Annotated in this window: 11 protein-coding genes; 8 read left to right on the top strand and 3 right to left on the bottom strand. The window is 60.0% G+C overall.

Features of this window, described 5'->3' with window-relative positions; all coding sequences use genetic code 11:
* Nucleotides 1–84: 84 nt before the first annotated feature.
* Genes gatB through gatC form a run of 3 tightly spaced genes read right to left on the bottom strand, consistent with a single transcriptional unit; the run spans nucleotide 85 to nucleotide 3,296 of the window.
* On the bottom strand, nucleotides 85–1,530 hold the full coding sequence (gene gatB, locus AC1RJ3_RS22750; RefSeq protein ID WP_054594007.1) for an Asp-tRNA(Asn)/Glu-tRNA(Gln) amidotransferase subunit GatB: 1,446 nt from the start codon (nucleotides 1,528–1,530) through the stop codon (nucleotides 85–87).
* Between the two features lie 10 nt (nucleotides 1,531–1,540).
* Nucleotides 1,541–2,992 (bottom strand): Asp-tRNA(Asn)/Glu-tRNA(Gln) amidotransferase subunit GatA, encoded by a 1,452-nt coding sequence (gene gatA / locus AC1RJ3_RS22755; protein WP_054594006.1) that lies wholly within the window; start codon nucleotides 2,990–2,992, stop codon nucleotides 1,541–1,543.
* Nucleotides 2,993–3,008: 16 nt separating this feature from the next.
* On the bottom strand, nucleotides 3,009–3,296 hold the full coding sequence (gene gatC / locus AC1RJ3_RS22760; protein WP_007915356.1) for an Asp-tRNA(Asn)/Glu-tRNA(Gln) amidotransferase subunit GatC: 288 nt from the start codon (nucleotides 3,294–3,296) through the stop codon (nucleotides 3,009–3,011).
* 210 nt (nucleotides 3,297–3,506) lie between these two features.
* Here gatC and mreB point away from each other — a divergent pair, with 210 nt between their 5' ends.
* The 8 genes from mreB to tldD all read left to right on the top strand — a co-directional run bounded on the left by mreB (nucleotide 3,507) and on the right by tldD (nucleotide 14,707).
* Entirely contained in the window at nucleotides 3,507–4,544 is a 1,038-nt protein-coding gene (gene mreB, locus AC1RJ3_RS22765) for a rod shape-determining protein MreB (protein ID WP_002555108.1), read from the top strand.
* Nucleotides 4,545–4,687: 143 nt separating this feature from the next.
* On the top strand, nucleotides 4,688–5,812 hold the full coding sequence (gene mreC / locus AC1RJ3_RS22770; RefSeq protein WP_256583769.1) for a rod shape-determining protein MreC: 1,125 nt from the start codon (nucleotides 4,688–4,690) through the stop codon (nucleotides 5,810–5,812).
* Complete coding sequence (gene mreD / locus AC1RJ3_RS22775; RefSeq protein ID WP_019691882.1) at nucleotides 5,812–6,294, top strand: rod shape-determining protein MreD; 483 nt, start codon at nucleotides 5,812–5,814, stop codon at nucleotides 6,292–6,294. The genes mreC and mreD overlap by 1 nt, the downstream gene beginning before the upstream one ends.
* Before the next feature lie 43 nt (nucleotides 6,295–6,337).
* Entirely contained in the window at nucleotides 6,338–6,955 is a 618-nt protein-coding gene (locus tag AC1RJ3_RS22780; RefSeq protein WP_145015797.1) for a Maf family protein, read from the top strand.
* A 45-nt stretch (nucleotides 6,956–7,000) separates the two neighbouring features.
* A complete protein-coding gene (gene rng / locus AC1RJ3_RS22785) occupies nucleotides 7,001–8,458 on the top strand; it encodes a ribonuclease G (protein ID WP_054594003.1) in 1,458 nt (485 codons plus the stop codon).
* A 69-nt stretch (nucleotides 8,459–8,527) separates the two neighbouring features.
* Entirely contained in the window at nucleotides 8,528–12,331 is a 3,804-nt protein-coding gene (locus tag AC1RJ3_RS22790; protein WP_493080650.1) for a YhdP family protein, read from the top strand.
* A 68-nt stretch (nucleotides 12,332–12,399) separates the two neighbouring features.
* Entirely contained in the window at nucleotides 12,400–13,260 is an 861-nt protein-coding gene (locus AC1RJ3_RS22795) for a carbon-nitrogen hydrolase family protein (protein ID WP_493080652.1), read from the top strand.
* Between the two features lie 4 nt (nucleotides 13,261–13,264).
* On the top strand, nucleotides 13,265–14,707 hold the full coding sequence (gene tldD / locus AC1RJ3_RS22800; protein ID WP_019691887.1) for a metalloprotease TldD: 1,443 nt from the start codon (nucleotides 13,265–13,267) through the stop codon (nucleotides 14,705–14,707).
* Nucleotides 14,708–14,739: the final 32 nt, after the last annotated feature.

Below are 14,739 nucleotides of genomic sequence, written 5' to 3' on the forward strand. Positions count from 1 at the left end.
GGGGGGTGGGGGAACCCCCCCTCGCCACAACAAGCCTGCTCCCACAGGGATTTGAGCCAGTTTTGACTGCTGGCTCCATTGCAATCAGCCCTCGAGCTTGCTTTTCAGCAGTTCGTTGACCTGTTGCGGGTTGGCTTTGCCTTTGGAGGCTTTCATCGCCTGGCCGACGAAGAAGCCGAACATCTTGCCGCGTTTGGCTTCGTCTGCCGCGCGGTACTGTTCAACCTGTTCGGCGTTGGCTGCGAGCATTTCATCGAGTACGGCCGAGATTGCGCCGCTGTCGGTGACCTGCTTCAAGCCGCGCTTGTCGATGATCTCGTCTGCGCTGCCTTCGCCGTTGGCCATGGCTTCGAACACAGTCTTGGCGATTTTGCCGGAGATGGTGTTGTCCTTGATGCGCAACAGCATGCCGCCCAACTGTTCGGCCGAGACCGGTGCTTCGTCGATTTCCAGGCCCTGTTTGTTCAGCAGGCTGCCCAGCTCGACCATGACCCAGTTGGCCGCCAGTTTGGCGTCACCGGCAATGCTCACGACTTTTTCGAAGTAGTCGGCTTGCTCGCGGCTCGAGGCCAATACGCTGGCATCGTAGACCGACAGGCCGAACTGCTCCTGGAAGCGCTCGCGTTTTTGCGGTGGCAGTTCCGGCAGGGTGGCGCGGATGTCATTGAGGAACGAGTCCTCGATGACCACCGGCAACAGGTCCGGATCGGGGAAGTAACGGTAGTCGTTGGCTTCCTCTTTGCTGCGCATGGCGCGGGTTTCGTCTTTGTTCGGGTCGTACAGGCGCGTCTGCTGGATCACCTTGCCGCCGTCTTCGATCAGTTCGATCTGGCGACGCACTTCGGTGTTGATCGCCTTCTCGATGAAACGGAACGAGTTGACGTTCTTGATCTCGCAACGGGTACCGAACTCGACCTGGCCTTTTGGACGGATCGACACGTTGCAGTCGCAACGCAGCGAACCTTCGGCCATGTTGCCGTCGCAGATGCCCAGATAACGCACCAGCGCGTGGATCGCCTTGACGTAGGCCACGGCTTCCTTGGCGCTGCGCATGTCCGGCTCGGAAACGATCTCCAGCAACGGCGTGCCGGCACGGTTCAGGTCGATGCCGGTGGCGCCGTTGAATTCTTCATGCAGGCTTTTACCGGCGTCTTCTTCCAGGTGCGCGCGGGTGATGCCGACGCGTTTGACCGTGCCGTCTTCCAGCGGGATGTCCAGGTGGCCCTTGCCGACGATCGGCAATTCCATCTGGCTGATCTGGTAGCCCTTCGGCAGGTCCGGATAGAAGTAGTTCTTGCGGGCGAACACGTTGTGCTGGCCGATTTCGGCGTCAATCGCCAGGCCGAACATCACCGCCATGCGCACCGCTTCCTGGTTCAGCACCGGCAGTACGCCGGGCATGCCCAGGTCTACCAGGCTGGCCTGGGTATTGGGCTCAGAGCCAAACGTGGTGGCGCTGCCGGAGAATATCTTCGATTGGGTGGCGAGCTGGGTATGAATCTCCAGCCCGATCACGACTTCCCATTGCATGTGTTTCTCCTCAGAAGCCTGTCGGGGTGCGGGTGTGCCAGTCAGTGTTGAGCTGATACTGGTGGGCGACGTTCAACAGACGGCCTTCCTGGAAATACGGGGCGAGCAATTGCACGCCAACCGGCAGACCATCGACGAAACCGGCTGGCATCGACAAGCCCGGCAGGCCCGCGAGGTTGGCGGTGATGGTGTAGACGTCTTCCAGGTATGCAGCGACCGGGTCGCTGTTCTTGGCGCCGAGTTTCCAGGCCGGGTTCGGCGTGGTTGGGCCGAGGATGATGTCGACTTCATTAAAAGCTGCCATGAAATCGTTTTTCACCAGGCGGCGGATTTTTTGCGCCTTCAGGTAGTAGGCATCGTAGTAACCGGCCGACAGCGCGTAGGCACCGACCATGATCCGACGCTGCACTTCCGGGCCGAAACCTTCGCCGCGCGAACGCTTGTATAGGTCGGTCAGGTCTTTCGGGTTTTCGCAGCGATAGCCGAAACGCACGCCATCGAAACGCGACAGGTTGGAGGAGGCTTCGGCCGGGGCGATCACGTAGTACGCAGGAATCGCGTGCTGCATGTTCGGCAGGCTGATTTCCTTGACCACCGCGCCGAGCTTTTCCAGCTCCTTGACGCTGTTGTGGATCAACTCGGCGATACGCGGGTCGAGACCTGCGCTGAAGTATTCCTTCGGCACGCCGATGCGCAGGCCTTGCAGCGAACCGTTGAGGCCGGCGCTGTAGTCTGGCACGGGTTCGTCGATGCTGGTGGAGTCTTTCGGGTCGAAACCGGCCATGCCTTGCAGCAGGATCGCGCAGTCTTCAGCGGTGCGCGCCAATGGGCCACCCTGATCGAGGCTGGACGCGTAAGCGATCATGCCCCAGCGTGAAACACGACCGTACGTCGGTTTCAGACCGGTGAGGTTGGTGAAGGCGGCCGGCTGTCGGATAGAACCGCCGGTGTCGGTGGCCGTTGCGGCTGGCAACAGGCGAGCGGCAACGGCCGCCGCCGAACCGCCGGACGAACCGCCGGGTACGTGCTCCAGGTTCCACGGGTTTTTCACCGCGCCGTAGTAGCTCGACTCGTTGGCCGAACCCATGGCGAATTCGTCCATGTTGGTCTTGCCCAGGGTCACGGCCCCGGCAGCGGCCAGCTTGGCGACCACGGTGGCGTCATACGGCGCCTTGAAGTTGTCGAGCATCTTCGAGCCGCAGCTGGTGCGGATGCCTTGGGTGCAGAACAGGTCTTTATGAGCGATCGGCGCACCGAGCAGGGCGCCGCTCTCACCATTGGCCCGGCGTACGTCCGCGGCTTTCGCCTGCGAGAGTGCGAGGTCTTCGGTGAGGCTGATGAAGCTGTTGAGCTGAGGGTCGAGCTGGGCGATACGCGCCAGCAGCACTTTGGTCAGCTCTTCGGAAGAAAACTTTTTATCGGCGAGTCCGCGGGCGATCTCGGCCAGAGTCAATTGATGCATTGCAGGCTCTTTCCCTTTAGTCGATGACTTTCGGAACCAGATACAGGCCGTTTTCGACCGCTGGTGCGATGGACTGATAGGCCTCGCGGTGATTGGACTCGGTCACGACGTCTGCACGCAGGCGCTGACTGGCTTCCAGCGGGTGGGCCAGAGGCTCGATACCGTCGGTATTGACAGCCTGCATTTCGTCGACCAGCCCGAGAATGCTGTTCAGGGCCGAAGTGATGTGTGGAAGATCGGCATCATTAAGGCCAAGGCAGGCCAGATGAGCGATTTTTTCCACGTCGGAGCGTTCAAGCGCCATGGGATTCTCCAGTGGAAAACAGAACGGACGCTGTCCGTGTGTTAGATTGTCGGAACACTACCGCATTTCTACGGTCATAAGGCCGCGATTGTGGGGGTTGGTGCACAGAAAAGCGGCCAATTTAACATATTGGCGCCTTGCCCAAAATCCCTGTCGTTGTTAGAGTTTGCCGCACTTTTTTACCCACGCGTTGCCTAGGGTCCCTTTCCCATGTTCAAGAAACTGCGTGGCATGTTTTCCAGCGATCTTTCCATTGACCTGGGCACTGCCAACACCCTTATTTACGTGCGCGAGCGCGGTATCGTCCTGAATGAACCATCGGTTGTGGCCATTCGGACCCACGGTAATCAGAAAAGTGTCGTTGCTGTCGGCACCGAGGCCAAGCGCATGCTCGGCCGTACACCGGGCAACATTGCTGCCATTCGTCCGATGAAGGACGGCGTTATTGCCGACTTCAGCGTCTGCGAAAAGATGCTGCAGTATTTTATCAACAAGGTTCACGAAAACAGCTTTTTGCAACCTAGCCCTCGTGTGCTGATCTGCGTTCCATGCAAATCCACTCAGGTCGAGCGTCGTGCCATCCGTGAATCGGCCCTGGGTGCCGGTGCTCGTGAAGTGTTCTTGATCGAAGAGCCAATGGCTGCTGCGATCGGTGCCGGCCTGCCGGTTGAAGAAGCGCGCGGTTCGATGGTCGTCGATATCGGTGGTGGTACTACTGAAATCGCGCTGATCTCCCTGAACGGTGTGGTTTACGCGGAATCCGTACGGGTTGGCGGCGACCGCTTCGACGAAGCGATCATCACTTACGTGCGTCGCAACTACGGCAGCCTGATCGGCGAATCCACCGCCGAGCGCATCAAACAGGAAATCGGTACTGCCTACCCGGGCGGTGAAGTTCGCGAAGTCGACGTTCGCGGCCGTAACCTGGCTGAAGGCGTTCCACGTGCATTCACCCTGAACTCCAATGAAGTGCTGGAAGCTCTGCAAGAGTCCCTGGCAACCATCGTTCAGGCCGTGAAAAGCGCACTGGAGCAATCGCCGCCGGAACTGGCGTCGGATATCGCCGAGCGTGGCCTGGTACTGACCGGTGGTGGCGCCTTGCTGCGTGACCTCGACAAGTTGCTGGCCCAGGAAACCGGTCTGCCGGTGATCGTCGCCGAAGACCCGCTGACCTGCGTTGCTCGCGGCGGTGGCCGTGCATTGGAAATGATGGATAAACACACCATGGACCTGCTCTCCAGCGAATAATTTCGCCGGAGGCTTCTATGCTGTTTCGCGCGCAGGCAGCACTTTGCAGTGCTGCCTGTTGGCGTTTATCTTCTGTCAGTCTGCATCCAGGCCGGTTTGATGGCGTATGAATAAAGAGAACATTTGCCTGGGAGGAGCGGCTTATTAAACCGCTTTTCGCCAAAGGCCCCTCAATGGGCGTGCGCTTTCTGGTGCTGGCCGTGCTATCGGTCGCGCTGATGGTGGTCGATGCCCGCTTTGAAGTGCTCAAGCCTGCGCGCAGTCAGATGTCGCTGGTCTTGATGGACGCCTATTGGATCACCGACCTGCCGGAGCGGTTGTGGCAGGGTGTGAGCAGTCAATTTGGCAGCCGTACCGAACTGGTCGCCGAAAACGAAAAACTCAAGACTGAAAACCTGCTGCTGCAGGGGCGCATGCAAAAGCTTGCGGCCTTGACCGAGCAGAACGTTCGGCTGCGCGAGTTGCTCAACTCGTCGGCACTGGTCAATGAGAAGGTCGAAGTGGCCGAGTTGATCGGCGTCGATCCCAATCCCTTCACTCATCGCATCATCATCAACAAGGGTGAGCGCGACGGCGTGGTGCTCGGCCAACCGGTGCTCGATGCCCGTGGGCTGATGGGGCAGGTGGTCGAGCTGATGCCCTACACCTCGCGGGTGTTGTTGCTGACTGACACCACCCACAGCATTCCCGTGCAAGTGAACCGTAACGGTTTGCGGGCGATTGCCAGCGGTACCGGCAACCCGGAACGCCTGGAATTGCGTCACGTGGCGGACACGGCTGACATTAAAGAAGGCGACTTGCTGGTGAGTTCCGGTCTTGGCCAGCGTTTCCCGGCCGGTTACCCGGTGGCGACTGTCAAGGAAGTGATCCACGATTCCGGCCAGCCGTTCGCCATCGTGCGTGCGGTACCGACCGCAGCGCTCAACCGCAGTCGTTACATGTTGCTGGTGTTCAGCGATAGCCGCACCCCGGAAGAGCGTGCCAACGAAGCTGCTCAGGCCCAGGACGCAGATCAGCATCCCGGCGGTGCGGCATTTGTGCCAGCCACCGTGCCAAAACCTGCTGCCGCAGTTGCCCCGGCGCCAGCCGCCACTGCAGTTGCTCCAGCAACCGCAACACCCGCGGCGGCCAAGCCTGCGAGCAAACCTTCGACCCCGGCCAAGCCTGCTGCGCATTCCGCAGCAGTCAAACCGGCAGCGGTCGCCAAGCCGGCGGCGGCCAAACCGCCTGCCGCGGCGCCTGAAGCCACCACTCAGGGTAGAGAATAATGGCCAGTACCCGCTCCCGTAATGGCTGGATGATCTGGCTGACGTTTGTCATCGGCTTGTTGCTCAGTATCGTACCGTTCCCGCACGTCGAGATTTTGCGTCCGATGTTCCTCGCGCTACCGTTGGCGTATTGGGCATTGGAAGTGCCGCAGAAAGTCGGGATGCTCACGGCCTGGTGTCTGGGCATGGCGCAAGACGTGCTGTTCGGCACCTTGCTGGGGCACAACGCACTGATTCTGACCCTGATCACCTTTTTGATCATGACGCTGCGACCGCGTTTGCGGATGTTTCCGATGTGGCAGCAAAGCCTGGTGATCCTGGTGATCCTGGGGCTCGCACAACTGCTGCAATTGTGGCTCAGCGCCTTGACCGGTAACCGTCAGACGCTGGCCGTACTTTTGCCTGCACTGATCAGCGCCTTGCTCTGGCCCTGGGTCAGTTTTGGATTGCGTGGGTTAAGCCGCCGCTACAAAATCAATTAATTCGGTCAGGCATTAGCCCGCACCTCGACAGGGAGATGTCTTGATGAATCCGCTATACCTCGCCTCAGGCTCGCCGCGTCGGCGTGAACTGCTCACGCAGATCGGCGTGCCGTTCACCGCCATCAGCGCGGACATCGATGAAACCCCTTTGACTAACGAGTCCCCGGCGGCCTATGTCGAGCGTCTGGCGCGCGACAAGGCCGAGGCTGGTCGTGCACTGCTGGCGCTCAACCAACCGGGGGCACCCATTTGTGTGTTGGGTGCCGATACGGCTGTGGTGCTCGATGGGCAGATACTTGGCAAACCGCTCGATGAGGCCGAAGGGCTGAGCATGTTGATGAACCTGTCGGGGCGTGAACATGAGGTGCTGACCGCCATCGCCGTGCTTGATGGCCAGTATTGCGAATCACGCGTGGTGCGCAGTCTGGTGCGTTTTCGCTTCATCAGTCATAAAGAGGCAGCGGCCTACTGGGCCAGCGGCGAGCCACAGGACAAGGCTGGCGGCTATGGTATTCAGGGCCTTGGTGCAGTGTTTGTCGCGGCACTCAACGGCAGTTATTCCGCCGTGGTTGGCCTGCCGCTGTGCGAAACCGCGGAACTGCTCGGCCATTTCGGCATACCCTGTTGGCAAAACCTTGTCGCGCGCCAAGCGCCGTACTGATTTGATGCGGCCATAATCGTGAATATGCCTGAACGAGACCCTGCCATGAGTGAAGAGATTCTGATCAACATCACGCCGATGGAGTCGCGCGTGGCGGTGGTCGAAAACGGTGTCCTGCAAGAGGTTCATGTCGAGCGCACCCAGCGTCGCGGGATTGTCGGCAACATTTATAAAGGTAAGGTCGTTCGCGTTCTGCCAGGCATGCAGGCGGCATTCGTCGATATCGGTCTGGACCGGGCAGCCTTTATCCACGCCTCGGAAATCTCCCTGCGTGAAGGCCCGGCGGTGGAAAGCATCAGCGCGCTGGTGCATGAAGGCCAGAGCCTGGTGGTGCAGGTCACCAAGGATCCGATCGGCTCCAAGGGCGCGCGCCTGACGACCCAATTGTCGATTCCCTCGCGCTATCTGGTGTACATGCCGCGCACGGCTCATGTCGGTATTTCGCTGAAAATCGAGGATGAAACCGAGCGCGAGCGCCTCAAGCAAGTGGTCACCGATTGTGTCGCGAAGGAAGGCATCAAGGAGGCCGGCGGTTTTATTCTGCGCACCGCGGCTGAAGGCGCCGGTGCCGATGAGATCCTGATGGACATTCGCTACCTGCGCCGCCTCTGGGATCAAATTGGCACGCAGATCAAGACAGTCAGCGCGCCGAACGTAATCTACGAAGATCTCGGCCTGGCCCTGCGGACCTTGCGCGATCTGGTCAGCCCGAAGATCGAGAAAATTCGTATCGACTCGCGGGAAACCTTCCAGAAAACCACGCAGTTCGTTGCCGAGCTGATGCCGGAGATCGCCGACCGCCTGGAGCATTACCCGGGCGAGCGACCGATTTTCGATCTGTATGGTGTCGAGGATGAAATTCAAAAGGCCCTTGAGCGCAAAGTGCCGCTCAAGTCCGGCGGCTATCTGGTGGTCGACCCGGCAGAAGCCATGAGCACCATCGATGTGAACACCGGCGCTTTCGTCGGGCACCGCAATCTTGAAGAAACCATCTTCAAAACCAACCTGGAAGCGGCCACCGCGATTGCCCGGCAACTGCGCCTGCGCAATCTGGGCGGGATCATCATCATCGACTTCATCGACATGGAAGATGAGGAACATCAGCGCCAGGTGCTGCGTACGCTTGAGAAACAGCTGGAGCGCGATCACGCCAAGACCAACATCATCGGCATCACCGAGTTGGGCCTGGTGCAGATGACGCGCAAGCGTACGCGCGAAAGTCTTGAGCAAGTGCTCTGCGAACCGTGCAGCAGTTGCCAGGGCCGTGGCAAGCTCAAGACCCCGGAAACCGTGTGTTATGAAATCTTCCGGGAGATCCTGCGTGAAGCTCGCGCCTATCAGGCTGAAGGCTATCGTGTACTGGCTAACCAGAAAGTGGTTGATCGGTTGCTTGACGAAGAGTCGGGTAATGTCGCGGAACTTGAAGGTTTTATCGGGCGAACCATTCGTTTTCAGGTGGAAACCATGTACTCCCAGGAACAATACGACGTGGTGCTGCTCTGATCCGCTGTGTTTCATTACTAACGGCCGGCCTCAGCTTGCTGCACGATTTCGCCATGGGAGCCAACTGACATGGATCGTCTGATCCGCATCTTGACCACGTTGACCCGCTGGGGGCTGGGGCTTTGCGCATTATTGCTGGTGCTGGCGGCGCTTTACAGCAGCCTCGGTCGTGAGTTCATTCCGTTGGTGGCCGAGTATCGCGCGGATGTCGAAGCCAAGGCTCGAGAAGCGCTGGGCATGCCGTTGCACATTGGCAGCCTGGAAGGCCGCTGGAGTGGCATGGCGCCAATTTTGCTGGCACATGACGTGGTGGTCGGCGAGGGTGCCAATGCCTTGCACCTGGATCAGGTGCGGGTGGTGCCGAATGTCTGGGCCAGCTTGCTGGCGCGTGCGGTGCGGATCGGACACCTGGAACTCAACGGCCTGAAGATCAGCCTCAAGCAGGGCCCGCAGGGGCAATGGGCGCTCGAAGGCTTGCCGGTGCAGGAGAATCAGCCGCTGGACCCCGAGCAACTGCTCAACCGCATGCAGATGGTGGAGCAATTGTCGGTGCTCGACAGCCAGATCACCTTGCTGCCGATCGACCACGTGCCGCTGACCCTGACCTATGTCGGCCTGAATCTTAAAACCGGTATCAGCCAGCAGCGCCTCGATGCCCGGTTGACCTTGCCTGACGGCCAGCCGCTGGCCATGAGCCTGAGCAGCCGGACTCAAGCCAGTCAGTGGAAAGAGGCTGAAATCGATGCCTACCTGAGCTTGCCGCAGAGTGATTGGTCGAAATGGTTGCCTGAGAGCCTGACCGGGAAATGGAATTTTTCCGAGATCAAGGCCGGTGGCGAGCTTTGGGTTAACTGGAGCAAGGGAGCCCTGCAGCGTGCTGCGATTCGTCTCAATGCACCGCAACTCAACGGTGCCTACGCCGAACGCAAGCCGATCCAGATCAACAATCTGGCGCTCAACGGGTATTTCCAGCGCAATACCGAAGGTTTCCAGGTGTCGTTCGATTCCCTGGCCATGACCCTGGAGGACATCCGCTGGGAAACCCGTCTGCAACTTCAGCAGACCGCGACCACTGAAACGACCTCCGAGCTCTGGCACCTGCAAGCCGACCGCTTCGACCTCACCCCGATCACTCCGTTGCTGAATGCCCTGGGACCACTGCCCAAGGACTTTGCCACGGTGGTCGAGCGGCTGAAGGTCACCGGTGCGTTGCGCAACGTGCTGATCGATGTCCGGCCCGAGGCGACCGATGACAGCAAGTTCAGTTTTGCCGCCAATCTGGAGCGTGTCGGGTTTGATGCTTATCACGGTGCTCCGGCGGCGCGTAACGTTTCCGGGAGTATCAGCGGTGACCTCGGCAAGGGTGAGCTGCGCATGGACAGCAAGGATTTTTCCCTGCACCTGGACCCGATCTTTGCCAAGCCATGGCAGTACATCCAGGCGAATGCCCGGTTGACCTGGAAACTCGATCAACAAGGTTTCACCCTGATTGCGCCGTACCTGAAGGTGCTGGGCGAAGAGGGCAAGATTGCCGGCGATTTCCTGATTCGCCTGCATTTCGATCACACCCAGGAAGACTATATGGACCTGCGGGTCGGTCTGCTGGAAGGTGATGGACGCTACACCGCCAAGTACCTGCCCACGGTCTTGAGCCCCGCGCTGGATGAATGGTTGCGCACGGCGATTCTCAAAGGCGCGGTGGATGAAGGTTTCTTCCAGTACCAGGGTTCGCTGAACCACGATGCGGTCGCCGCGGCGCGCAGCATCAGCCTGTTTTTCAAAGTGCATGACGCCGAGCTGGCCTTCCAGCCGGGTTGGCCGCATGTCGGCAAGGTCAGCGGCGATGTGTTCATCGAGGACAGTGGGGTGCGCATTCTGGCCAGCAAGGGCCAGTTGCTCGACACTCAGGTTCACGATATTTACGTCAACATCCCCCATGCGCCTGTCGGACAGAACCCGCACTTGTTCCTCGATGGCACTTTCGACGGTGGTCTGGGCGATGGCCTGAAGATTCTTCAGGACGCACCGATCGGTACCGGTTCGACCTTCGCCGGTTGGCAGGGCGAGGGTGAATTGCAGGGCAGCCTGAAACTGGATATCCCCTTGGCCAAGGGCGAAGAGCCGAAGATTGTGGTCGACTTCAAAACCGCCAAGTCGCGTCTGAAATTGACTGATCCTGTGCTGGAGCTGACGCAGCTCAAAGGTGATTTCCGTTTTGACAGTGCCAAGGGGCTCAGTGGCCAGAACATTACGGCACAGGCCTTTGAACGACCGATCAGTGCACAGATCTATGCCGATGGCAGCCCTGGCAAGTTCAACACCCGGGTCACTGCCAGCGGCCAGGTGGCGGTGAAAAAACTCACCGATTGGCTGAACATCACTCAGCCGTTGCCGGTTTCCGGGACGATCCCTTATCAGTTGCAGCTCAACCTCGACGGCCCCGACAGCCGATTGATGGTCAGTTCCAGCCTCAAGGGCGTAGTCGTCGACTTGCCGGCACCGTTCGGCATGCCCGCCGCGCAAGGCCGCGACACGGTGTTCCGCATGACCCTGCAAGGGCCGGAACGGCGTTACTGGCTCGACTATGGTGATCTGGCGGACTTCACTTACGCGGCGCCCAGCGGCAATTTTGCCGATGGCCGTGGCGAGTTGTTCCTGGGTAACGGCAACGCACTGTTGCCGGGCGATAAAGGCCTGCGTATACGGGGCGTGCTGTCGGAGCTGGATGTCGAACCGTGGAAAGCCCTGATTGATCGATACGCCGGGAAGGATCCGGGCGGCAACGCCAAGCAATTGCTCAGTGGCGCAGACTTCAAGGTCGACAAGCTCACGGGGTTTGGTACCACGCTGGATCAGGCCCGCCTGCAACTGGATCGCAAGCCGACAGCCTGGGCATTGCAACTCGATAGCCAGCAGGCCAAAGGCACTGTCGGGATTCCCGACGCCAAGTCCGCGCCGATTGCGATCAACCTGCAATATGTGCGTTTGCCGGCGCCTGATCCGAAAGTGCAGGCCGACGAGAATGCACCGGACCCGCTGGCGTCGGTCGACCCAACGAAAATTCCTGCACTGGATATCAGTATTGACCAGTTGTTTCAGGGCCCGGACCTGGTAGGTGCCTGGTCGTTGAAGGTCCGCCCGATCGTCAAGGGCATTGCCTTCAACAGCATGAATCTGGGCCTCAAAGGCATACAGTTGCAGGGCGCAGGTGGCTGGGAAGGTGTGCCGGGATCCACCAGCAGTTGGTACAAGGGACGCATTGAGGGCAAGAACCTCGGTGACGTGCTCAAGGGCTGGGGGTTCGCACCGACGGTGACCAGCGAAGAGTTCCATATGGACATCGATGGCCGTTGGCCTGGCTCGCCGGCCTGGGTCGGACCCAAGCGTTACTCTGGTAGCCTGGATGCGACGCTGCGCAAAGGTCAGTTCGTCGAAGTCGAAGGTGGCGCGCAGGCGTTGCGGGTATTTGGCCTGCTCAACTTCAACTCGATCGGCCGTCGCTTGCGCCTGGACTTCTCCGACCTGTTCGGTAAAGGCCTGAGTTATGACCGGGTCAAGGGCCTGCTGGTGGCCAGCAACGGTGTTTACGTCACTCGTGAGCCGATCATCATGACTGGCCCGTCGAGCAACCTGGAACTCAACGGTACGCTGGACCTTGTGGGTGACAGGGTCGATGCGAACCTGTTGGTGACCTTGCCATTGACCAACAACCTGCCGATTGCTGCGCTGATCGTCGGTGCGCCTGCGGTAGGCGGTGCACTGTTTCTGATCGACAAGTTGATCGGTGATCGCGTAGCGCGCTTTGCCAGCGTCAAATACACCATTAAAGGCCCGTGGAAAGAGCCGAAAATCTCTTACGACAAACCTTTTTGAGTCTTTTTTGAAAAGCGACGGTTCGTCCTATGGAGTAGCATGGCCGCATACCTGATACGGAGTGCGCCATGTCTCTTGCGGTGATTCAAATGGTCAGCCAGAGCGATGTGCCGGCCAACCTGATCCAGGCTCGGCATCTGCTCGAGCAAGCTGCAGCGGGCGGTGCGCGACTGGCGGTGTTGCCGGAAAACTTTGCGGCCATGGGCCGTCGCGACATCGCCGACATCGGTCTCGCCGAAGCCTTGGGCGACGGCCCGATCCTGCCCTGGTTGAAACAGACCGCTCGCGACCTCAAGTTATGGATAGTGGCCGGCACCTTGCCGTTGCCGCCGGTGGATCAACCGCTGGCGAAGTCCAATGCCTGCTCGTTACTGATCGATGAGCACGGTGACACGGTGGCGCGCTACGACAAGCTGCATTTGTTCGATGTCGATGTGGCGGACAATCGCGGACGCTACCGTGAATCCGATGACTATGCTCATGGCAGTACGGTGGTGGTTGCCGATACGCCGGTCGGTCGGGTTGGCCTGACGGTTTGCTACGACTTGCGCTTTCCGGAGTTGTACAGCGAATTGCGCGCCGCCGGGGCAGAACTGATTACTGCACCGTCAGCGTTTACGGCGGTGACGGGCGCGGCCCATTGGGAAGTGTTGATTCGCGCGCGGGCCATCGAAACCCAGTGTTACGTGTTGGCCGCTGCCCAGGGTGGCACTCATCCGGGACCGCGTGAAACCTTTGGCCATGCAGCGATTGTTGACCCGTGGGGGCGCGTGCTGGCGGAACAGGATCAAGGCGAGGCCGTGCTGCTGGCTGAACGCGATAGCAGCGAACAGGCGTCCATCCGGGCGCGGATGCCGGTGTCCAGTCACCGGCGCTTTTTCTCGCAGGGCGCACAGCGACCTGCCTCAGAACGTGGAATTAAGGCGTAAACCTATGAGCGAGTTGTTGTCCTCAGTCAGTGAACATCTGTTAGCGCCTGGCGGCGTGACGATCGAGAACCTGCAAAGCGTGTTGGGTGACCTGGCCGGCCCGGGCATCGATGCGGCCGACCTGTATTTCCAGGGACAGATCTCCGAATCCTGGGCGCTTGAAGACGGTATCGTCAAGGAAGGCAGCTTCAACCTCGATCAGGGTGTCGGCGTGCGTGCGCAATCGGGTGAAAAAACCGGTTTTGCCTACAGCAATGCGATCACCCTGGAAGCCCTGGGTCTGGCTGCCCGTGCTGCGCGTTCGATCTCCCGTGCCGGGCAAAACGGTACGGTTCAGGCGTTCAGTACCCAGGACGTTGCCCGTTTGTACGGCCCTGATAACCCGTTGGAAGTGATGACCCGCGCCGAGAAAGTCGAGCTGCTCAAGCGTATCGACGTGGCCACTCGCGCGCTCGATCCGCGTATCCAGCAAGTCACCGTGAGCATGGCTGGTGTCTGGGAGCGGATTCTGGTGGCCTCCACCGACGGTGGTCTGGCGGCGGATGTACGACCGCTGGTGCGCTTCAATGTCAGTGTGATCGTCGAGCAGAACGGTCGCCGCGAACGCGGTGGTCATGGCGGCGGCGGGCGTACCGATTACCGCTATTTCCTCGCTGAAGACCGTGCCATGAGTTATGCCCGTGAGGCATTGCGCCAGGCGCTGGTGAACCTCGAAGCCATTCCGGCGCCGGCGGGCACCTTGCCGGTGGTTCTGGGTTCGGGCTGGTCCGGCGTGTTGCTGCACGAAGCGGTCGGTCATGGTCTGGAAGGTGACTTCAACCGCAAAGGCAGTTCGGCCTACAGCGGCCGCATGGGTGAAATGGTTGCGTCCAAACTCTGCACCATCGTCGATGACGGCACACTGGCCGGTCGCCGTGGATCGCTGAGTATCGACGACGAAGGCACCCCGACCGAGTGCACCACGCTGATCGAAAACGGCGTGCTCAAGGGCTATATGCAGGACAAGCTCAACGCTCGCCTGATGGGCTTGGCGCGCACCGGCAATGGTCGCCGCGAATCTTACGCGCACCTGCCGATGCCGCGCATGACCAACACGTACATGCTCGGCGGCGAAAGCGATCCGGCAGAAATCATTGCTTCGGTGAAGAAGGGTATCTACTGCGCCAACCTGGGCGGTGGTCAGGTCGACATCACCAGCGGCAAGTTCGTGTTCTCCACCAGCGAGGCGTACCTGATCGAGGACGGCAAGATTACTGCGCCGGTCAAAGGCGCAACATTGATCGGTAACGGTCCGGAAGCCATGAGCCGGGTGTCGATGGTCGGTAACGATCTGGCGCTGGACAGCGGGGTAGGGACGTGCGGCAAGGATGGTCAGTCGGTGCCGGTGGGTGTCGGCCAGCCAACCTTGAAAATCGACGCGATTACCGTGGGTGGCACGGGCGCGTAAGGGATGGAGCCTGGGGTGCGCGGCATGGCCGA

The organism is Pseudomonas sp. GW822-FHT04C11 (genome assembly GCF_058800905.1).

Coding starts and splice junctions, on each gene's coding strand:
- AC1RJ3_RS22780 (WP_145015797.1), top strand. CDS start 6,338: ATGAATCCGCTATACCTCGCCTCAGGCTCGCCGCGTCGGCGTGAACTG.
- rng (WP_054594003.1), top strand. CDS start 7,001: ATGAGTGAAGAGATTCTGATCAACATCACGCCGATGGAGTCGCGCGTG.
- mreD (WP_019691882.1), top strand. CDS start 5,812: ATGGCCAGTACCCGCTCCCGTAATGGCTGGATGATCTGGCTGACGTTT.
- gatC (WP_007915356.1), bottom strand. CDS start 3,296: ATGGCGCTTGAACGCTCCGACGTGGAAAAAATCGCTCATCTGGCCTGC.
- gatA (WP_054594006.1), bottom strand. CDS start 2,992: ATGCATCAATTGACTCTGGCCGAGATCGCCCGCGGACTCGCCGATAAA.
- AC1RJ3_RS22795 (WP_493080652.1), top strand. CDS start 12,400: ATGTCTCTTGCGGTGATTCAAATGGTCAGCCAGAGCGATGTGCCGGCC.
- tldD (WP_019691887.1), top strand. CDS start 13,265: ATGAGCGAGTTGTTGTCCTCAGTCAGTGAACATCTGTTAGCGCCTGGC.
- mreB (WP_002555108.1), top strand. CDS start 3,507: ATGTTCAAGAAACTGCGTGGCATGTTTTCCAGCGATCTTTCCATTGAC.
- gatB (WP_054594007.1), bottom strand. CDS start 1,530: ATGCAATGGGAAGTCGTGATCGGGCTGGAGATTCATACCCAGCTCGCC.
- AC1RJ3_RS22790 (WP_493080650.1), top strand. CDS start 8,528: ATGGATCGTCTGATCCGCATCTTGACCACGTTGACCCGCTGGGGGCTG.